Source organism: Micromonospora sp. WMMD1120 (assembly GCF_029626235.1).
In the GTDB taxonomy this organism is placed as follows: domain Bacteria; phylum Actinomycetota; class Actinomycetes; order Mycobacteriales; family Micromonosporaceae; genus Micromonospora.
In genome coordinates this window covers 3,173,402-3,193,066 of sequence record NZ_JARUBO010000005.1, presented here as the reverse complement: position 1 = coordinate 3,193,066, position 19,665 = coordinate 3,173,402, and the positions used below count along the sequence as shown (strand labels likewise).

At 71.7% G+C, this 19,665-nt stretch carries 18 protein-coding genes; 5 read left to right on the top strand and 13 right to left on the bottom strand.

What is annotated here, in order from left to right:
• Positions 1-16: 16 nt before the first annotated feature.
• Complete coding sequence (locus tag O7634_RS15090; RefSeq protein ID WP_278150755.1) at positions 17-2,170, bottom strand: MMPL family transporter; 2,154 nt, start codon at positions 2,168-2,170, stop codon at positions 17-19.
• 221 nt (positions 2,171-2,391) lie between these two features.
• On the opposite strand from O7634_RS15090, the gene O7634_RS15085 reads away from it, so the two are divergent.
• On the top strand, positions 2,392-2,829 hold the full coding sequence (locus O7634_RS15085) for a VOC family protein (RefSeq protein WP_278150754.1): 438 nt from the start codon (positions 2,392-2,394) through the stop codon (positions 2,827-2,829).
• 76 nt (positions 2,830-2,905) lie between these two features.
• Here O7634_RS15085 and O7634_RS15080 read toward each other — a convergent pair whose 3' ends face one another.
• From O7634_RS15080 to O7634_RS15070, 3 genes are all read right to left on the bottom strand, one after another.
• The gene (locus tag O7634_RS15080; protein ID WP_278150753.1) at positions 2,906-4,114 is read right to left on the bottom strand and encodes a hypothetical protein; all 1,209 of its coding nucleotides are present in this window, start codon (positions 4,112-4,114) and stop codon (positions 2,906-2,908) included.
• Between the two features lie 100 nt (positions 4,115-4,214).
• The gene (locus O7634_RS15075) at positions 4,215-4,748 is read right to left on the bottom strand and encodes a hypothetical protein (RefSeq protein ID WP_278150752.1); all 534 of its coding nucleotides are present in this window, start codon (positions 4,746-4,748) and stop codon (positions 4,215-4,217) included.
• Positions 4,749-4,793: 45 nt separating this feature from the next.
• Entirely contained in the window at positions 4,794-5,930 is a 1,137-nt protein-coding gene (locus O7634_RS15070) for a hypothetical protein (RefSeq protein WP_278150751.1), read from the bottom strand.
• A 250-nt stretch (positions 5,931-6,180) separates the two neighbouring features.
• On the opposite strand from O7634_RS15070, the gene O7634_RS15065 reads away from it, so the two are divergent.
• Positions 6,181-7,734, top strand: a complete 1,554-nt coding sequence (locus O7634_RS15065) for a gluconokinase (protein ID WP_278150750.1) — start codon at positions 6,181-6,183, stop codon at positions 7,732-7,734.
• A gap of 12 nt (positions 7,735-7,746) precedes the next feature.
• Here O7634_RS15065 and O7634_RS15060 read toward each other — a convergent pair whose 3' ends face one another.
• A complete protein-coding gene (locus O7634_RS15060; RefSeq protein WP_278150749.1) occupies positions 7,747-8,031 on the bottom strand; it encodes an antibiotic biosynthesis monooxygenase family protein in 285 nt (94 codons plus the stop codon).
• Between the two features lie 70 nt (positions 8,032-8,101).
• Here O7634_RS15060 and O7634_RS15055 point away from each other — a divergent pair, with 70 nt between their 5' ends.
• Positions 8,102-8,329, top strand: a complete 228-nt coding sequence (locus O7634_RS15055; protein WP_278150748.1) for a hypothetical protein — start codon at positions 8,102-8,104, stop codon at positions 8,327-8,329.
• A 7-nt stretch (positions 8,330-8,336) separates the two neighbouring features.
• Here the strand turns inward: O7634_RS15055 and O7634_RS15050 are convergent, their stop codons facing one another.
• The 4 genes from O7634_RS15050 to O7634_RS15035 all read right to left on the bottom strand — a co-directional run bounded on the left by O7634_RS15050 (position 8,337) and on the right by O7634_RS15035 (position 14,449).
• Positions 8,337-9,095: a MerR family transcriptional regulator gene (locus O7634_RS15050; RefSeq protein ID WP_278150747.1), complete on the bottom strand. Its 759-nt coding sequence runs from the start codon at positions 9,093-9,095 to the stop codon at positions 8,337-8,339.
• 50 nt (positions 9,096-9,145) lie between these two features.
• Positions 9,146-11,434, bottom strand: coding sequence for an EAL domain-containing protein (locus tag O7634_RS15045; RefSeq protein WP_278150746.1), 2,289 nt, complete (start codon positions 11,432-11,434; stop codon positions 9,146-9,148).
• A gap of 223 nt (positions 11,435-11,657) precedes the next feature.
• Positions 11,658-13,847 (bottom strand): trypsin-like serine protease, encoded by a 2,190-nt coding sequence (locus O7634_RS15040; protein WP_278150745.1) that lies wholly within the window; start codon positions 13,845-13,847, stop codon positions 11,658-11,660.
• A 368-nt stretch (positions 13,848-14,215) separates the two neighbouring features.
• Entirely contained in the window at positions 14,216-14,449 is a 234-nt protein-coding gene (locus O7634_RS15035; protein WP_278150744.1) for a zinc-ribbon domain-containing protein, read from the bottom strand.
• A 106-nt stretch (positions 14,450-14,555) separates the two neighbouring features.
• On the opposite strand from O7634_RS15035, the gene O7634_RS15030 reads away from it, so the two are divergent.
• Both O7634_RS15030 and O7634_RS15025 read left to right on the top strand, forming a co-directional pair.
• Complete coding sequence (locus O7634_RS15030; RefSeq protein WP_278150743.1) at positions 14,556-14,921, top strand: type II toxin-antitoxin system RelE/ParE family toxin; 366 nt, start codon at positions 14,556-14,558, stop codon at positions 14,919-14,921.
• A complete protein-coding gene (locus tag O7634_RS15025; protein ID WP_278150742.1) occupies positions 14,918-15,235 on the top strand; it encodes a helix-turn-helix transcriptional regulator in 318 nt (105 codons plus the stop codon). Before O7634_RS15030 ends, O7634_RS15025 begins: the two co-directional genes overlap by 4 nt.
• A gap of 122 nt (positions 15,236-15,357) precedes the next feature.
• Here the strand turns inward: O7634_RS15025 and O7634_RS15020 are convergent, their stop codons facing one another.
• From O7634_RS15020 to O7634_RS15005, 4 genes are all read right to left on the bottom strand, one after another.
• Positions 15,358-16,227: an SRPBCC domain-containing protein gene (locus O7634_RS15020; RefSeq protein WP_278150741.1), complete on the bottom strand. Its 870-nt coding sequence runs from the start codon at positions 16,225-16,227 to the stop codon at positions 15,358-15,360.
• Positions 16,220-16,777: a helix-turn-helix domain-containing protein gene (locus O7634_RS15015; RefSeq protein WP_278150740.1), complete on the bottom strand. Its 558-nt coding sequence runs from the start codon at positions 16,775-16,777 to the stop codon at positions 16,220-16,222. The genes O7634_RS15020 and O7634_RS15015 overlap by 8 nt, the downstream gene beginning before the upstream one ends.
• Before the next feature lie 100 nt (positions 16,778-16,877).
• Positions 16,878-18,221 (bottom strand): class I SAM-dependent methyltransferase, encoded by a 1,344-nt coding sequence (locus tag O7634_RS15010; protein WP_278150739.1) that lies wholly within the window; start codon positions 18,219-18,221, stop codon positions 16,878-16,880.
• Positions 18,218-19,615: an FAD-binding oxidoreductase gene (locus tag O7634_RS15005; RefSeq protein WP_278150738.1), complete on the bottom strand. Its 1,398-nt coding sequence runs from the start codon at positions 19,613-19,615 to the stop codon at positions 18,218-18,220. The genes O7634_RS15010 and O7634_RS15005 overlap by 4 nt, the downstream gene beginning before the upstream one ends.
• Positions 19,616-19,665: the final 50 nt, after the last annotated feature.

Sequence of the window (19,665 nt, the reverse complement as noted above, 5' to 3'; positions counted from 1 at the left end):
CTGGCGGTTTGCCCGGCTATCCCTGCGCCACGGCGTCCGGCTCCGGCGGGACGTGCGGCCCGCCGGCCGGTCGCTCGTCGCCGTGGCCCGGCCACCACGCCTTGTGCCCGATCAGCGCGGTCAGCGCTGGGACGAAGAACATCGACATGACGAACGCCGACAGCACGATGCCGATCGCCACCGCGAAGCCCATCTGCTGGAGGAACGAGATCGGCGCGAGCAGCAGCACCGCGAAGGTCCCGGCCAGGATCAGGCCTGCCGCCGCGACCGTCGGGCCGGCGTGTTCGACCCCGATGGCGGCGGCCTGGTGCGGCTCGTTGCCCTCCCGTGCCTCCTCGCGTAGTCGGGCGATCATCAGGATGTTGTAGTCAGTCCCGATCGCCACCACGAAGAGGTACAGGATGATCGGCAGTTGGAAGGTGACACCGGGTTCGCCCTGCAGCCCTTGGAAGAGGTAGACAGTGGCGCCCAGCGTGGCGGCGAAGTTGAGCAGCACCGCGATCACGAGGTAGATCGGCGCGACCAGGCTGCGCAGCAGCAGCGCGAGGATGAGCGCGATCAGGCCGGCCGCGACCGGCAGGATCACCGACAGGTCGCGGTTGTTCGCCGAGTTGATGTCCGCGAAGATCGCGGTGGTCCCGCCGACCAGCGCCCGGGTGCCGGGCGGGGCCGCCGCGTGCACGGCACCGCGCAGATCGTCGCGGACGAGGGTGATCGCCTCGTTGGAGACCGGGTTCTCGTTGAGCAGCAGGCTCACCCGGACCACGCTCGGGTCGGTGCTGCGCTCCGGGGGCTGCGCCTGGCCCACACCCGGGGCTTTCGCCACAGCCGTCGCGAAGTCGTTGACCTGCTGCTCGGTCAGCGGCGACCCGTTGCTGGTGGTCAGGTAGACCTCGGTGGGGGCGAGCGCGCCGGCGGCGAACCCGCGCTGCAGGTCCTGTGCGGCCTTCGCCGACTCGGTGTCCTGCGGGAAGCCGGCGCTGAAGTCGTAGTCGGCCTTGTAGCCGAGCACGCCTGCGGCGAGCGCGACCAGGAGGACGCCGGAGGCCGCCGCGACAAGCGCCGGCCGGCGCCCGACGGTGTTGCCGAGCCGGTGCCAGATGGTGGCCTCGGGCGCGCGCTGCCACGCCTTCGAGGGCCAGAAGACGTACCGGCCGAGGAGGGAGACGAGTGCCGGGATGAGGGTGAGCGAGGTGATCAGCATGACGCCGACCGCGATCGCGAGCGCCGGACCGAGGGAGCCGAAGAAGCCCAGGGAGGCGAGGAGCAGCACGAGGAACGCGACGATGACCGCTCCGGCGGCCGAGGTGATGACCTCGCCGACCCGCTGGACGGTGACGATCATCGCGGTGCGCTTGTCGTCGCCGGCGCGCAGCCGCTCCCGGTAGCGGAAGAGCAGGAACAGGATGTAGTCGGTGCCGATGCCGAACAGCACGATCAGCAGGATCGTCTGCAGATCCTGACTGACACTGAGGTCGAATGCCTTGCCGGCGGCGGCGACGAGACCCGTCGTGATGCTCAGGACGACGCCGACCACCACCACGGGCAGCAGCGCCGCGATGGGGCTGCGGAAGATGACGAGGATCAGCCCGATGATCAGGATGATCGTCGCGATGCCGACCACGGCGAAGGCGTCGTTGAAGGTGTCCTCGTTGTCGACGAAGCTCGCGACGTCACCGGCCACGCCCGCGGTCAGCCCGCTGTTCGCCAGCTCCGGGCCGATGTCCGCGCGCAGGTCGCGTACGGCGTCCAGCAGTGCCGGGTCGTCCGGGGTGGGGGCGTCCAGCCCGACGTTGATGATCTGCACCGACCTGTCCGGCGCGACAGCGGGCGGGCCGGTGAGGTAGCCGGACGTGCGCGGGATGTTCCTGGCCTTGAGCGACTGTGCGAGCTGGCCCACCTTCGCCTCGTCCGCCGGCGTGAGTTTCTGCCCGTCGGCGCGCTTGACCACGATGGTCGCCGTCGCGGTGGCCTGCTGCGGGAACGCCTTCTGCCCCAGCTCGGTGGCCTGCACCGACTCGTACGAGCGAGGGAGGAAGCTCTCCTGGTCGGCGGAGGTGATGTCGCTCAGGGACGGCGTGGTGGCGATGATGGCGGCTGCCGCGACCACCCACCCGGCGATCACCCACCACGCCCTGCCCACGACGAATCTGCCCAGCCGCTCGAACATGGTTCCCCCCATGTGTCCGGCACAACCGACGTCGGGTGGCCGAGGTGCCCACGGACGCCCCGATCACCACGCTGCGCTACCGATGTGCAGCGTACCGTCGCGCCCTAATCCTTTTCGGACGCGGGGCGGTGTCGGTCGCGTGCTTTTGAAGCTCACCGCCGATGACCGGGCGCCCGTGCGGGGAACCACGCCCCGGACTGATCACGCACTAGGTTGGGGCCATGGAGCAGCGGATCAGCCTGATCACCCTCGGCGTCGGCGACCTGGCGCGCGCCAGGGCGTTCTACGAGCACCTTGGCTGGCGCGGCCAGGAGGTCGAGGAGACGGTCTTCTTCCAGGCCGGCGGCCTGGCGCTCGTCCTGTGGAGTCGGGACAAGCTCGCCGCCGACGCCGGCATCGACGATCGGGGCGGTGACGGCTTCGGCGGGGTGGCCCTGGCCCAGAACGTCCGCTCCCGGGCCGAGGTCGACCAGCTGATCGCCACCGCGCTCCAGGCGGGCGCCGAGGTGACCCAGCCGGCACGAGAGACGTTCTACGGCGGCTACGCCGGCTGCTTCGCCGACCCGGACGGTCACATCTGGGAGATCGCCTGGAATCCGGGCTTCGCGCTCGGCCCGGACGGCGCCCTCACCCTTCCGGACTTCGGCGCGAACGCCTGACCGCGCCGGGCGGAGACGTCGACGCCCGAGCCAGCCGGAACCCGAGCGCTGCGGAACACCAGAACAGCGAGCCCGATCAGTGCGTGGGAGACGGGCACAGCACCGGGAGCTGCAACGGGTCCAGACAGACCGCCAGCAGGCCCGCATCCGGCGAGGGCGTCGCCGTCGGAGCCGAAGAGGTCGGCGCCGAAGAGGTCGGCGCCGAAGAGGTCGGCGCCGGAGGGGTCGGCGGCGGTGCGACGGATGGCGTCGGGAGGCTGCTGGGGACCGGATCAGGCGTCGGACCAGCGGACGGATGTGGCGCGCGCGGCGGTGTGGCGGCCGGCGACGGGTCCAGCAGGACAGTCGGCTCGACGGCAGCCGACACCACCGGACCGGATACCGGCACTGCCGGCCGAGCAGCCGACGGGGCACGCTCGATCAGCCCCGTCCGCGGTCTGGGGGCAACCGGCCCGACGGGAGGCAACGCCACAGGGGCAGCCATGGGCACGTCCAGGGCGACGATCTCGGCCCGGTGCACCGGCTCCGGCAGATCCGGACCAGCCGGGCGTGGGCCGAGCGCACCCGGGCCGACGGTCGCGAACACCACCGCCGCGACGGCGGCAGCGCCGAGCGCCCGGCGGTCGGGGCGTACGGCTGTCAGCGGCGCGTCGTCGGGGCGCACGAACGAACACGCCACCGGCCGGGCGTTCCGGTGCGCGGCCACGACGGCGTCGACCTGCGCCAGGACGGCGGCCCGGTCGGCGGCGACGGCGAGGGTCAGGTAGAACCGGAAGTTCACCACGGCGCTGGTCGGCACCAGCAGCCCACCGAGTCGACTGTGGTCGGGCAGCAGGGTCACCGGCACGTCGGGATGGTGGGCGGGGCCGACCAGGTCCGCGTACCGCCACTCGCGGCGGCGCGCACGGCCGGCGAAGGCGACCCGGTGACTGGTCACGACGGCCAGGCCGGTGTCCACGGCCCGCAGGCCCGGCGGCAGGGCATCCGAAAAGGCCGCGGCGAAGGCACCGGAGCCGTCCGGGGCGGGCAGCCCGGGCACGTGCCGAGCCTCGGCCTCGACCAGCGTGGCGGCGGGGAGGACGCGGAAGACGAGTTCGTCGTCGGCGAGGTCGACCGGCAGGCCGGCGCGCGGCTGCGTACACCCGAGGAAGCTGGCGGCCTCGATGCGCAGCCGGGCCAAATGGTCGTCGCGGCGTTGCCAGGCGTCGGCGGCGTCGCGGTACGCGCGGCGTCGGCGCTCGTTCTCGCGCTCGGCCCAGGCGGTCCGCCAGGGTGCGTGGGGCACGGAGGTCACGGTCACACGCGTTACAACCGCTCGCGTACGTGACAGGCAACGCGAGACTGATCGATGTCTCCCGGTACGCCCGGAAGGAGAGAATTGGCGCTCAGCCGGCGCGGCGGCGGTGCGGCAGCGGACCCCGGGCCGGGAAGCGCGACCGGGTCCTCGGTGGGTACGCCTCGCAGTGCTCGACCCAGTGCTCGGCGGCGGCGGCGAGGGCGTCCGCGGAGACGGTGAGCACCAGCGGGTAGATCGCCGTGGACGGGCGGCGCAGCCAGGGCGGCAGCGACTCGGCGGAGAACTCCACTGTCAACTCCAGCCGGCGGCGGCGCAGCACCCGGGTACGCAGGGCCAGGTTGGGCTCGGTGAAGCGGACCAGCGCCGGCGGCGCGCTCAACCCCAGGGCGGCGGTGGCCTGCCCGTGCAGCCAGCCGCCGAGCGCGCGGGCCTCCTCGACCATCAGGCTCGGGTAGTGGTGCGACCAGGTCTGACCGTCGGCGGTGCGGGCGTCGACCTCGACGAGCAGCCAGTCGTGCCAGCCGGGGGCGACCTGGTCGGGGTCGTCCGGCGGGTCGACGCCGGGCTGGTAGCCGACCGGGCGCATCCGCACCCGCGCGCCGTCGTCAGACCGGATCTCCATCAGATCATTTTGACCGACCGAAGCGGACTTCAACTCCTAAATCGGTCACTTGGTGACGGTCCGCCGCACACCTCGGTGCTCGGCACAGGCGCTGGACCGACCGCCGTTGAGGCTGATCGAGCCGTCGCGGCACTGCACCAGATAGCCGCGCCCGGCCCAGAAGTCGGGCACGCAGTCGAAGAAGTCGCACACCTCGGCGGCCGGCTTGCGGATCCGCGTCCCGCCGCAGAAGTCGTACCCCAGCGGGTTCTCCGGCGCCCCGCAGCGCGGCGCCCCGGTGGCGCTGGGCGACGTCGTCGGTTTGCGCGGCGGGGCGCTACGGGTGGGCGCCGGGGCGGCCGGGCGGATCACCGCGGGCAGACCGCTGACGGTGGGCGCCGGGGTCGCCGCGGCGGCCACCTCCGCGCCGGTCGGGTCGGACGGGTTCGACTCGATCAGCGCCGCCGGCACCAGCAGCGCGATGGCCGCCGCCACCGCTATGGTCCGCCGGCCGCCGGGCACGAGGGACGACAGCCGGGCCTGCGCGGGGGTGACCGCCGCCGTCCGGAACGGCTTGAGCTGGGCGTGCTCCGCGATCAGCTCGTCGAGTTGGGCGAGCACCGCGGCGCGCTGCTCGATCGCGTCGGCGAAGGCCAGGGTCAGCTTGAACCGGAAATCCGGCGCGGCGTCGCTGGGCAGCAACAACCCCGAGGTACGCCGCCGGTCCAGCACCTGGATCAGGGTGACCGGGGCCGCCGGGTCGTGGGACAGGCCGGTGATCCGGCCGTACGCCCACTCGCGCCGACCCCGTCCGCCGAGGAGCACCAGCCGACGGCTGGTGATCACGGCCATGCCGGCGTCGGTGACGCGTACGCCGTCCGGGCGGCGTGGGCGCAGCGGCCCGGCCGGTGCAGCGACGGTGAGATCCGGCGCGGGCAGGACCGCTGTGTGCCGAATCTCGACCAGCTGCGCGGCGGGGAGCGCCCAGAGCACCACCTCGTCGGCGGCCAGCTCCAGCGGCAGGCCGGCACCGGCCGCCCTGGACCCCTGGAACTCGGCGGCCAGCGCGCGTAGCCGCCGTAACTCGTCGTCGCGCCGACGCCATGCCGCCTCGGCGCCGTGGTACGTGCGGACCCGCCGCACGTTCTGCCGGTGCGCCCACCGGTACCGCCATGTGGAACCCGTCGAATCAGTCTTTGCCACGCCGACTCCTTCGCCGCGCAGGCCACCAATCTGGGGTGTCGCACTGTCTAACCGGCTCGGCGTGGCGCTCGGACACGCCGGAACGGGCAAAATATCCGATCGGTGGAGCAACTGACACGATAGGCCGATACTGCGACGTGGCCGATCCACCTTCGCGCGTGCCGTGCGGCGCTACCCACCGCCTCGGTAACGTCAGCCCCAGCCGGGTGGAGCCGCCGCCGCGTCCCCCGTCGCGAAGGGGGTGAGCGTCGTGCCGCAGGTCGCCCGGGCGGGCGTGGTCGTCGGTGTCGACATCGGCACCACGAGCACCAAGGCCGTCGCGTACGACACCGACGGGCGGCAGCTCGGCGCCCACTCGGTGGGCTACCCGCTGAACGACCCGCAGCCCGGCTACGCGGAGCAGGACCCGCAGCTCATTCTCGAAGCGGTGCTGCGGTCGGTGAGCCTGGTCGTGGCCGAGCTGGTGCAGCCGGTGGCCGGGTTGTCGTTCAGCTCCGCCATGCACAGCCTGATCGGCCTGGACGCCGACGGCAACCCGCTCACCCCGTCGGTGACCTGGGCGGACTCCCGGTCGACCCGGCAGGCCGAGCGGCTGCGGGCGGTGCCGTCCGGGCTGGCCCTGCACCGGCGCACCGGCACCCCGATCCACCCGATGTCGCCGCTGCCCAAGCTGCTCTGGTTCGCCGAGCAGGAGCCGCGGTTCTTCCAGCGCGTCGCGCACTGGGTGGGGATCAAGGACTGGGTGCTGCTGCGGCTCTGCGGCGAGCTGGTCGTCGACCACTCGATCGCCTCGGCCACCGGCCTGCTCGACATCCACCGGCTGGAGTGGGACAGCGAGGCGTTGGGCATCGCCGGCATCACCGCTGACAAGCTGCCCCGACTGGTCGCCACCACCGCCGTGCTGCCCGGCCTCACGCCGCAGGCCGCGGCCGAGACCGGCCTGCCGGAGCGCACCCCGGTGGTGGTCGGCGCGGGCGACGGGCCGCTGGCCAACCTGGGCCTGGGCGCGGTGCACCCCGGCATGGTGGCCTGCTCGATCGGCACCAGCGGCGCGATGCGGGTGATGGTGGAGCGGCCCAGCGTGGACCCGCTCGGCGGAGTGTTCTGCTACGCGCTGACCGAGCACCGGTGGGCGGTCGGCGGCGCGATCAACAACGGCGGCATCGTGCTCAAGTGGGCCGGCGCGGCGCTCGCCCCCGATCTGGGCGAGCACTCCGAGGAGGACCTGGTCGCCCTCGCCGCCCGCGCGCCGGCCGGTTCGGGCGGGCTCATCATGCTGCCCTATCTGCACAGCGAACGGGCGCCGCACTGGAGCGCGCTGCCGCGCGGCGCGTATGTCGGGCTGACCCACGGCCACCGTCGCGAGCACCTGGTCCGGGCCGCCCTGGAGGGGGTCTGTCAGCAGCTCGCGCTGGTGCTCAGCTCGGTGCGGGCGGCCGGTAACGAGGTCCGGGAGGTCCGGGCCGGCGGCGGCTTCGCGCGCAGTGGCCTGTGGCGGCAGATGCTCGCCGACGCGCTCGGCATGCCGGTGAGCTTCCCGACCGCGCACGAGGGGTCGAGCTTCGGCGCGGCGATGCTCGGCATGCAGGCGCTCGGGCTGATCTCCAGCATCGACGTCGCCGCCGACCTGGTGCGGATCGAGGAGACGATCCGCCCCGACCCGGCCGCCGCCGCCACCTACGCCGCGCTGCTGCCGCTCTTCGCCGAGCTGTACGAGGCGCTGACGCCCACCTTCACCTCGATCCGCCGGATGGCGCCCGGCCTGCCGGCGGAACCCGAGCCCGCCAACGGCACGCCCACGTGAACCGCGTCGGAGTCAGGGCGCCTCGACACCGGCGATGAGGTAACGGCGGACGTCGGCGTCGAGGATCGCCGCCGTCTGCACGTCATCCGGGCCGGACCCGCGGAACGCCGCCAACCGCTCCGGTGACTCCCAGCGTTCGTAGACGTGGATCCGGTCCGGCTCCAGCGGGTCGGCCGCGAGCAGGAAATCGAGGCAACCGGGGGTCGCGCGCGCCTGGGTGATCACCGTCGCGCAGTCGGCGAGATAGCCCTCCCGTGCGGCGGGGTCGACACGCAGACTGCCAGCGATGATCAACATGACCACTCCCTCGGGTCGGGGTGCTGCTGTTACCTCTGATACCTCAGCGTCATATTCATACCTCTGCGGTATGTCACTCTCGGATCGCCGCCCGCCCGGACGGGTGGCCGCCTCGGCGGCCCCACCCGCCTCGCGCGGTCGTCGCCGACGCCAGCGTCAACCCGGCCGGCGCGACCGTACGCGCCGTCGCGTCCTCACCGCCGGGCCGATGGCCACCGGCGACGAGACGGTCCGGAGGATGGCCCGGACCGTCTACGACTTCCTGGTCACCCCGACCGACGGCGCGGTCGAGGAGTGAGTCGCCGTCAGGCCCGGCTGATCGCGTTGGCGTGGATCGCGTCGTTCAGGTACGCGGCCAGCCCGGGGGCGATGGCCTCGTAGTGTGCGGTGAACCGCTCGTCGGCCACGTACATGTCGGCCAGACAGGTGTGCATCTCGTACGAGCACTCGTAGAACCAGCGGCTGATGAGCTGCCGGTGCTCCTCGGCCAGCTCCATCGCCTCCGCGCCGTCCGCCGGAGCGCCCGAGGCCATCAGCGCGACGATCCGCCGACCCCAGTCCTCGTTCTCCGCCTTGTTCCGCAGCCAGTCGTCCTTGGTGTAGCCGGCCACCCGCCGGTTCGACTCCCGGTACGCGTCGGTGTCACCCCACCGCTGCTCCGTCTCGGCCTCGTAATCCTCCGGGCGGAAGTCGCCGAATACCTCGAACCGCTCCTCGGGAGTGAGTTGGATGTTCAACTTGCCTGCCTCCATCGCGAACTCGATCGCCGTGACCATCTCCTGCAACCGCTTGATCCGTACCGTCAGCAGCTCGTGCTGCCGGCGCAGGTGGGCGGCCCGATCGGCCGCCGGATCGTCGATGATCGCGGCGATCTCCTCAAGTGGGAAACCCAGCTCCCGGTAGTACAGGACGAGCTGCAACCGCTCCAGGTCCGCGTCGTCGTAGCGGCGGTACCCCGCCGGGGTCCGCCCGCTCGGCGAGAGCAGCCCGATCTCGTCGTAGTGGTGCAGCGTCCGGACCGTCACGCCGGCCATCCTGGCCACCTGGCCCACCGTGTACGCCATGGTTCCCCTCCCTTCCGGGAACCAGGCTCCCGCCTGCCGCTACGTGAGGGTCAAGCCCGATCCTGCCCCACCATCGCCGCCCCGTCCGGACGCCCGTACAGATAGCCCTGACCACGCGGGCAGCCGATCTTGGTGACCGCCTCGTGCTGCCGCTCGGTCTCCACCCCCTCGGCGACCACGGCGAGGTCGAACGCGTCGGCCAGACGGGTGACCATCTCCACCGTGGCGTACGCCCGGTCGTCGGCGCCCAGCCGGGACACGAACGACCTGTCGATCTTCAGTTCGGTGGCCGGGATGCGGTGCAGGTAGCTCAGCGAGGAGTAGCCGGTGCCGAAGTCGTCGATGGCGATCCTGATGCCCAGTTCGCGGAGCTGGTGCAGCCGTTCCAGCACCGCGTCGGTGCCCTCGATCAGGGCCGACTCGGTCAGCTCCAGGGTCAGGGCACGCGGGGCCAGCCCGGCGGCGCTGGTGGCCGCGGTGACGGTGGCGATCAGGTCCGGCCGGCGCAGGTGCGCGGCGGCGATGTTCACCGCGACGGTCGCGTCCGGCACCCGGCCCCGCCAGGTCGCGGCGGCCCGGCACGCCTCGTGGATCACCCAGCGGTCGATCGGCAGGATCAGCCCGGTCTCCTCGGCCAGCGGCAGGAAGCTCGCCGGCGTCAGCATCCCCAGCCGGGGGTGCCGCCAGCGCACCAACGCCTCGGCGCTGCGTACCGCGCCCGTGTGCAGGTCGACGATGGGTTGGAACTCCAGGCGCAGTTGCTCCTCGTCGACGGCGCGACGCAGGTCGGCGATCAACTCGGCGCGGGTGACCGCCGACTCACGAAGTGCCGGGGTGCACGTCCGGTACGCGGACTTGCCGGCCGCCTTCGCCGCGTACATGGCGATGTCCGCGTCCCGCAGCAGATCCGAGTGGGAGGCGTGCTGCGGACCGTACTCGGCGATGCCGATGCTCGCCGACGGGTGCACCCCGACGTCCTCCTCACCCTCGGACGGGCGCAGGGCGTCCAGCAGCCGCTCGGCGAGCCGCTCGGGCGACACCTGCCGGTCGCCCTCGACGAGCACCGCGAACTCGTCGCCGCCGAGCCGGGCGATGGTGCCGTCGTCGTCCACGGCGGCCCGCATCCGGGCCGCCAGCCCGGTCAGCAAGGTGTCCCCGGTGGCGTGCCCGAACCTGTCGTTGACCTGCTTGAACCCATCCAGGTCGAGCAGCAGCACGGCCACCGGCCGACCCTCCCGCAGGGCCAGGCGCAGCCGCCGGTTGAACAGCAGCCGGTTGGGCAGCCCGGTGAGCTGGTCGCCGTACGCGAGCCGGCGCAGCCGCACCACCAGGCGCAGGTTCTCGTTCGCGGCCAGCCCCTGCCGCACGGCGAGCGCCGCCAGCAACGCCATCATGGTCACGAAGACCAGCTGCGGGGTCTGCCCGGTGGGACGACGGGCCAGCACCACCGCGATGATCGCCCCGCCCACCGGCAGGTACGGCAGCGCCACCCGCCACCACGGCGGCAGCGGCGAGTCGGCGGTGTCGTCGGCGCCGTCGCAGTCCGGCGGTGGTGGCTTGCGGGTGGCCAGGCCGATCAGCAGGTAACTCAGCGGCCAGCACAGGTCGATCGGGTGCCCCGCGGCGTAGTCGGCGCGGGCGACGAGCGACACGTAGACGACGTCGGCGACGACCCGCAGGGTGAGGCTCACCGCGAGGATGCTCATCGGCCGCCACATCGGCCGGGCCGGACCGGACACCGCCACCAGGATGGTGAGCTGCATCAGGTCGAACATCGGGAAGAGCAGCCCCAGCGTGCGCGCCGGATCGGTCAACTCGGCGGCGGCCACCCCGCGGAAGACCAGCACCCAGCCCATCGGCACCAGGGCCAGGGCGACGATCACGCCGTCCAGCAACGTCCGGGCCCGCCCGACCGCCGTACGCGGCGCGGACGGCGCGCTGAGCAGCGCCGCCGTACCGGTGAGGATGCCAAGGGTGAAGATCACCCCGACGATCGGCGTGTGCGGCAGGCCGTCACCGGCGAGCCGCTGCGCCGTCCAGACGGCCCGGCCGAGCGCGGCGAGGCCCATGGTGAGAGCGAGCAGCGTCCAGAAGCGCCACAGCGGGGCCGGGTGCCGGCGGGCCACCCCGGCGCAGGCGAACGTCGCCCAGCCGGCAACCAGGAGCGCGCCAAGGTCACTGACCAGCGCGGCGCCGGGAAGCGCGGCGAACAACCAGGCCGCCTCCACGGCCAGGACCGAGCCGGCGACGAGCAGGCCTCCCCGGCCCGTTCGCGACGTCGCGTACGCGTGCCGCCCAGCGGAGTCGGGACGCGTCGGCGGTGCCGGCGCGGTCGACACCACGACAGCCTGGCTCACGTCCTGCGGTGACACGGCGAACGCTTCGGCTCTCTCTCGTGGTGCACCCTCGACGCTGAGGACCGGTCCCGGCAAACCTTGGAAAGCCTAGCCAGCGGCCGGATGGCCCGCCAGGGCCGAACGGCAGACCGCAGGCGACAAAAAGGTGCGGGCCACCCGTCGCCGGGTGGCCCGCACCGTCAGCCGTGGCGCGTGGGTCGGCGCATCACCACTGGCGTGTGCTGTCCGGCCACGAGTCGTACGGACGGGCCGACAGGATCGGATCCCAACCGGTGCTGTCGACGGTAGCGAGATGGGGCTTGATGTCACTGCCCTTGCCGTCGAACGGGCTGGCATCCAGGTAGGTGACGACCTGACCGGAGGCCAGTCGCTTGTGGTAGAGACCCCCACCCGGCGAGAAGAGCGCTGTCGTGTCGGCCCAGCCGCTCGCGCCGATCTCCGCGGCGGTCGAGGTGCCGGACGCGTCGATGAGGTACATCATCAGCTTGCCCGCGCTTGTCGTGCCGAGGATCCGCCCGGGTCCGGGTGCGGCGAGGGAGGTCAGGGCGAAGGTGCCGGTGATCGTCTTCGCGTTGGTGATATCGGCGTAGACGGGCTTCGGCGTGGTCACCGTGTAGCGGCGCAGCGTCGCGCCGTTGGCGATGCCGTAGAGCGAACCGTTGCCGTCGTACGCGAGCCGGTCGTGCGTCCACCCGCCGGAGAGCGAAGCGGTCCGGTCGAAGGTGAGCGGGTCGCTGCCGGTGATGTCCACCCGGTAGAGCTGCCCCTCGGTACTGGTGACGAGGAGCGTGTCCGAGTTGAGGACCGCCATCGCCTTCGGGGTGAAGCCGAGGGTGCCGGCCGACACGATGGTGCGTCGCTTGCCGGTGACCGGGTCGACGGTCGTGTAGGAGAGGCGTCCGTCCGGGCGGGTGCCGTAGACCGACACGACCCCCCGCCAGGGGCGCGCGGAGACCTCTTGGTGGAAGCGCCAGCGCCCCTGGATCGACTCGGTCCCGAGGATGGTGATGTCGGTGCTCTTGCCGTCGAACGGGTTGGCGTCCCGGTAGCGGGTCAGGCCGTTGAAGGGGTCGAAGGTGAGATAGAGGCCGCCACCGGGCGACACGAGGTGGCCCGACGAGCCCCAGCCGCTGGTGTAGAGGTCCGATCGACTCCACGAGTTGACACCGTTGATCTTGTAGGAGATCAGGTAGCCGGTCGAGTCGGTGCCGAGGATCCGGCCGGGCCCCGGCGAGGTGAGCTTCGTCAAGCCGAACCCGCTGCCGATCGTGGTGGGAGCCGTGAGGTCTTCCTTGACCGGCTTCGGGCTGGTCACCGTGTGCCGGGTCAGGGTCGAGCCGGAGCGGATGCCGTACAACGAGCCATATCCGTCGTAGACCAGCTGGTCGTGCGTCCAGTCGGTGTCGATCGGCGTCATGGTGTAGGTGAACGGCGACATGCCGGTCACGTCCACCCGGTACAGCTTCCCGGCGCCGTCGTTCATGAGGATGGTGTCGGCGTTCAACGTCGCCATGGCTCTGGGACCGAAGGGAAGCGGTTCAGCGGCGGCACGGCTGGCCCGTACAGCGCCGGTGGCCGAGTCGATGGCGTGATAGGTCAGCCGCCTGACGAACGTCTGCGGTTCCAACACGACGCTGAAGACCTGCACGTCGCTGAGCTGCTCACGGAACCAGCCGCCAAGGTCGTCGACGCGGGTCGCGGTGGCCCCGTCGCGGGTCTCGGTCTCGCTCAGGCAGCCCTTCTGCCACGACGTGCTCGCGACGGCGACCAGCTCGACGGTGCCCGCGTTGTCGCGGAACGCCGGCCCACCGGCGTCGCCCTTGCAGAGGGTGGTGCCGGCGGAGGCCCCGAGCAGGCCGACCGAGCCGGCAGTGACGTCCCGGACGGTGAAGGCGCCCTGGTGCAGTCGGTCGGGAACCCACTCGGTGGCGGTCCGGCCGTAGCCGGTCACCGTGAGCGTCTCGGTGGCGGCCGGTGCGGTGGTGGCCAGCGGGACCGGCGGCACGTCCGTCACCGGCGCGAAGAGGCGGACCAGCGCGAGGTCGCGGTCCGGATGCGGCACCACCGAGGCTATCTCCCGCCGCTGGCCGGCGGTGCTGGTGAGGTCGGTGCGGCCGACCAGCACGGTGCTCGGCCGACTGGGCGGGCCTGCGGCGACGGGCCCGGCGCCCTCGGCGAAACAACTCCTCGCCGTCAGCACCCAGCTCGGGTCGACGAGCGCGCCGGAGCAGGCGCGCACCTCACCGAAGGTGACCTTCGCGCTGAACAGGTGGCTGCCGTCGGGAACCGGTTGCGTTCCGGTGACGGCTTGGGCGGAGGCTCCGCCCAACAGGTTGGCCGCGATCGTAGCGCCGAGCAGGGCGGCGCCCCACCGGCGTGCGCGATGTGCTGACACGTGATCCCCCGTCTGAATCGGTCGCCCGCCCGGCAAGCGGCGGTTCGATCGATGTAGATGGTATCGACGAACACGACGGGGAGCCGACCCATCGCCCAGAGCGACAATTTCCACCCAAAGCAGCGACAGGACGGGCGATCGGGCGCCTCCCTCCAACCTGGACGGCCGGAGAGATCGAGGGATCGGGTCGGGATCAACGACCGGCGGAACGGTTCCAGGGTGAGCGGGGCAGGGTGGTGCCGGCCAGTGGTCGGCGGGCGCGGCGGCGTCGGCGCCGGCCGGGGGTGCAGGGCGGGCGGGACACTGTGTGCACCACCGGAGGCACCGGCCGGCCGATCAGCCAGCAGAGGAAGCGTGCCATCCGGCGGTCAGCCGACCGGGAGGCGCTGGGCGTCGGACCTGGCGATCTCGTACTCCGCCCCGCAGAACGTGCACTGCTGCGCGTACCGGGTACGGATCGGAATGAGGGGAATGAAGAAGAGGGTGAATCTGGTCGAGCGGCGGGTGACGACCTGCGCGGCGTGGTTGCCGCAGTGCCGGCACACCTGCTGCACGACACCGGACCGGTTGACCTTGGTACGCAGACCGAAGATGAGGAACATCGCCCGCCAGTACCCACTCGACAGCGAAAAGTCACCACGTCGCGAGAGCGGACGAGACCGAGCACGTCAGGCGTCGCCCTAAAGGTATAGCGTTGGGTATACTGCGGTGGTGCAGGAGGAGTGGGACGTCTTCGTCGTCGACGAGGTCCGCGCCTGGCTCGACAGCCTGGATCAGGCGACACTCGCCCGGGTCGTGCAGGCGATCGACGCGCTCGCCGAAGCCGGGCCCGGGCTGGGGCGCCCCCTCGTCGACACGATCAGCGGGTCGTCGATCGCCAATCTCAAAGAGTTGCGCCCCGGCACGGTCCGCATTCTCTTCGTCTTCGACCCGTGGCGCGCGAGCGTTCTGCTCGTGGCGGGCGACAAGTCGGGTCAGTGGACGAGCTGGTACCGACAGGCCATTCCGCTCGCGGAGCAACGCTACGAGATTTACTTGAAGGAACGCGCACAGCAGGACGGAGGACGGCGGTGAGTGGTCACGTGCGGTGGACGGATATCCGGGCCGAGTACGTGCAGCGCGCTGGCGGAGAGGCAGCCGTCGATGAGGGCAAGCAGGAACTGCTCGCGCAGGTGGTCGGGCACCGCCTCGCGGAGGTCCGACGCTCCCGCGGCTTCACCCAACAACAGATCGCTGACCGGATGGGCGTGACCAAGGGTCGGGTGTCCCAGATCGAGCAGGGCCGGATCTCCGGCCAGGAAGTGGTCGCGCGGTACGCTGCCGCCCTCGGCGGCCGGCTGCACCAGGCGATCTACTTCGACGACGGCGACATCGCGGCCATCGCGTGAATCGCCGTCGCCCCTCCCGACGAGATCGTGCTCGATCCGGGATGTAGTGCCCTCGGGGAGCGAACGAGGCCACTGCATCCTTGATCGAGCACGATCAAGCGGTCCGGACGGGGCGGGAGCCGTCAGCTCGCCGGCGCGGGCTCCAGGCCGGGGATCTCCTCGGAGATCCAGATCGGCTGCCAGTTCGGCACCTCGTGGAAGCGGCGCAGCTCGAACAGCCCGGCCACCGACCCGCTCCAGGCGCCGTACGGGGGGTTGGCCTCGTCGAAGCCGCTCTGCACGAAGGTCAGCGTGGTCCGCCCGTCGGACTCGGCCAGCTCCCAGTTGGTGACACCGGTCGGTCCCCAGTCGACGGACATCCGCCGGCCGGGCTCCAGGTCGACGATCTTGGCGGCGTAACCGGTCTCGAAGCCGCCCATGGCGTAGCGGCCGCCGACCCAGGGCTCGATGCCGATCGGGTAGCCGAACCAGGCGCTGGCCTGCTCGGAGTCGGTCAGCGACTCCCACACCTTGTCGGCGGGCGCGGCGATGACCAGCTCGCCCCGCAGGTCGGCGGAGGTGAAGTCGGTGCGCGGCAGCAGCGGCTTGCCCTCCAGGTGGGCGGCGAGGTTGGCGATGGCCAGCGACCAGTACGTCTGGAGCACACCCCGGATGCTGGAACCGGTCATCGCCTCGTTGAAGTCGAAGTGGCTCTGGGTCAGGGTCAGGATGGTGCTGTCGGGGCCCTCGGCGGTCAACTGGAACTCGGTGGTGGTCTCCACCCCGTCGAGCAGCCAGCCGAAGCGCAGGGTGTCGTCGTCGGCGTGCAGCAGCCGCTGGTGCGGGGCGTCGCCCTCCGGCGTGTAGCGGCCCCAGAACCCGTACCGCTCGGGCAGCTCGACCTCGGCGTGCTCGGCCAGCCAGAGACGCAGCTCGGCCGGGTCGGTCAGGGCCTGGCGGACACGCCCGACGGGCGCGGAGAGACGGGCCCGGATGATCATCGGCTCACTCATTGTCGTTGCCTTTCGGATAGCAGGCGACGGCCAGCTTGAAGGCGTCGCCTTCGCTGCCGCCGTAGCGGGTGAACAGGTCCTGCAGTGCGGTTCGCAGGTCGTGCATGAACTGTTGGCGCTGCTCGGCGGGCACCCGGATCTGGCCGGACACCCCGATCGAGGGCAGCTCGGGCGCCGCCCGGTCCAGGGCGGCGATGTCGGCCTGCACCTCCTCCATCAGGTCGAGCAGGTAGCCCAGGCTCAGCTCGTCGCGGGCCTTGCGCAGCCCGATCCGGCCGACCAGGCGTGGGGACAGCCAGTAGGACCGGGCGACGGCCTGGTAGATGCCCTCGGTGATGCCCCGGACCTTGCGCTCGTTGACCAGCTCGACCAGGCCGGCGGCGACGAGCTGCTTGACGTGGTAGTAGACGCGCTGGGGCGTCTGGTCGAGTCGGTTCGCGACCTCGGTGCAGGTGCGCGGTTCGGATAGTTGCCGCAGCACCTCCACGCGCTGCGGCTTGAGCAGGACCTCGGCCTGCTCGATCTGCTCCAGGTACAGGATCTCTCTCATGGCAAAATCAGTTTGTACGTACAAAACTTCTTTGTCAATGGCTTCGCCAAAAGCCGCGCCGACGTGTCCGGCGCGGCTTCAGGTGGCGGTCAGCGGATGGTCAGGGCAACCAGTCCGGCCGCAACGGGTAGCCGTTCACACCGTCCGGCCCGTTGTGGGTCGCGAGCACCTGGTGCAGCTGGATGCCGTTGCGCTCGAACGCCATCCGCGACCCGGCCATGTACAACCCCCACACCCGGGCGGTCCCCGCGCCCACCTCCGAGACGCAGAAGTCCCAGTTCTCGACCAGGTTGCGGCACCAGGCGGCCAGCGTCAGCGCGTAGTGCTGACGCAGGTTCTCCTCATGGTGCACCTCCAGCCCGGCGTCGTGGATCTCGCTGATCAACCGACCCGGACCGGCCAGCTCACCGTCGGGAAAGACGTACCTGTCGATGAACGCGCCGGAGCGGTGCGGCGCCCGGTTGTCCGCGCGCGTGATGCAGTGGTTGAGCAGCCGCCCGCCCTGGCGCAACCGACCGCGCAACGCCCCGAAGTAGGTCGGGTAGTTACGGACCCCGATGTGCTCGGTCAGGCCGATCGAGGAGATGGCGTCGAACCGCTCCGCCGGCGCGTCCCGGTAGTCCATGTGGCGCACCTCGGCCAGCTCGCCCAGCCCCTCCCGCTCGATCGCGGCCTGGGCCCACTGCGCCTGCGCCTTGGACAGGGTGACGCCGAGCGCCTTGACGCCGTACTCGCGCGCCGCGTGCCGCACCATGCCGCCCCAGCCGCAGCCCACGTCGAGCAGGCGCATCCCCTGCTTCAGCGCCAACTTGCCGGCGACCAGGTCGTACTTCGCCGCCTGGGCCTGCTCCAGCGTGTCGTCCGGAGACCGGAAGACCGCGCAGGTGTACGTCATCGACGGACCGAGCACCTTCTCGTAGAAGGCGTTGGAGACGTCGTAGTGGTGCGAGATCGCCGTGCTGTCCCGGACCCGCGAGTGCCGCAGCCCGTTCATCACCCGCTTCCACCGGGGCTGCGCCTCCTGCGGTGGCGCCGGTGGCGGCAACAGCCGCTCCCAGCCCAGCCCCCGGACCAGCGCCAGCCCGTCGGCCAGCGACGGCGGGCGCAACCGCAGCTCGTCCTTGAGCACCCGCAACGCCTCGTACGGGTCGCCCGGGTGCACCCCCTGCAACGCCAGGTCGCCGCTGACGTACGCCCGAGCCATGCCCAGGTCGCCGGGCGCGGTGAGCAGGTACGACAGCCCACGCTCGGAACGGACCGCCAGGGTGATGCCCGCGTCGGACGGGCCGACGGCGCTGCCGTCGTACCCGGTGATCCGCACCGGAAGCGGCCCGGCGGTGACCGCCCGGACGACGTCCGCGACCGTCGGACCCGTGCGCCGGCCCCCCGCCGGCGGGGTGGCGGGGACGCTCGCCGCCCCCTGATCTCTGTCGGTCAGGCTCATGCTCGTGCTACCGCCTTTTCGTACAGTCCCGTCAGCCGGTGGTCCGGGTCGTAGCGGTCTTTCACCGCCCGCCACGTGTCGCCGCCGTACAGGCGATCGAAGGCGTCCCGGTCGTAGTACGCGTCGGAGTAGAGCGACTTGTGGCCGCCCAGCTCGGACACCCTGCGTTCGATCGTGCGGTTGACGTCGCCGTCGGCGGCGTCCGGCGCGATCGGCACGCTCCCCCAGAACCCAATGTTGACGTAGTCCTGCCCCGGCCGGAGGGGATACAGCGGCCACGACCGCGCCGAGCCGGGACCCGCCGGCTCCCGCAGTCGCAACGGGCACAACCACACCGGGGTCATCCCCACCGCGCCGGCGAACCAGCGCAGGAAGTCCGCGGTACGGTCCAGCGGGATCTCCACGTCCTGCACCACCCGCTCCCGGGCCGGCTGCCCCCGCAGCCTGTCGATCCGGGCCGCCACCTGGTGTCGGTGCTCCAGGCGGACCAGTCGGTGGTAGAAGTCGCTGCGCCGGTAGCGCGCCGGCCAGAGCCTGCGCACCACCGGGTGCTGCGCGCCGAAGGCCGCCGAGCACCAGAACCAGTCGGTGTCCCACCGCCACAGGTAGTCGTACGCGGTGAGCGTGTCGCGGGTACGCCGACGCAGCGACCGGTAGTAGATCTCCTGGCCGGTGTAGTCGCTGGGCGGGTCGGCCGCGTCGGTGAACGTGGCGAGGACCAGGTACGCCTCGCCGGGGCTGAACATCACCCCGTCCATCGCGTCCACCGGCTCGCCGGCCCAGCTCCGGGTGGCGGTGACCTCCGCGATCGCGTCGGCGAGCGCCTCCAACCGGGTGAACCGGACGTTGCGCAGGGCCACGTAGCGGCCGACCGGTTGCAGCTCGATGCGCAGCCGGGTGGCGTAGCCGAGGCTGCCCAACGAGTTGGGGAACGCGGTGAACAGGTCGGCGTGCTCGTTGTCGGGCCGGGCGGTGACGATCTCACCGGTGCCGGTGAGCACGTCCAGCTCCCGTACCGACTCGTGCGGCAGCCCGTTGCGGAACGAGGTCGACTCGATCCCGAGGCCGGTCACCGCGCCACCCAGCGTGATCGTGCGTAGTTGCGGCACCACCAGCGGCATCAGCCGGTGCGGCAGCGTCGCGTCGACAAGGTCCTCGTAGGTGCACATGCCCTGCACGTCGGCGGTGCGGCCGACCGGGTCGACCGACAGCACGCCGTTCAGGGCACTCACGTCGAGCCCCGGAACCCGCGGAGCGGACCGGGGACGGAACAGGTTGGAGGTCCGTTTGGCGAGCCGGACAGGCTCGCCCGTGGGCACCGCGGCGTACGACCGCCGCAGCGTGTCCACCGCTTGATCATGGTCAATCGGGTGATCCACACGCTCAGCGCGCATGAGCTGACCTTACGCTCGCCGTTCGCAAACCGTGGGATGTCGGCCGGGGC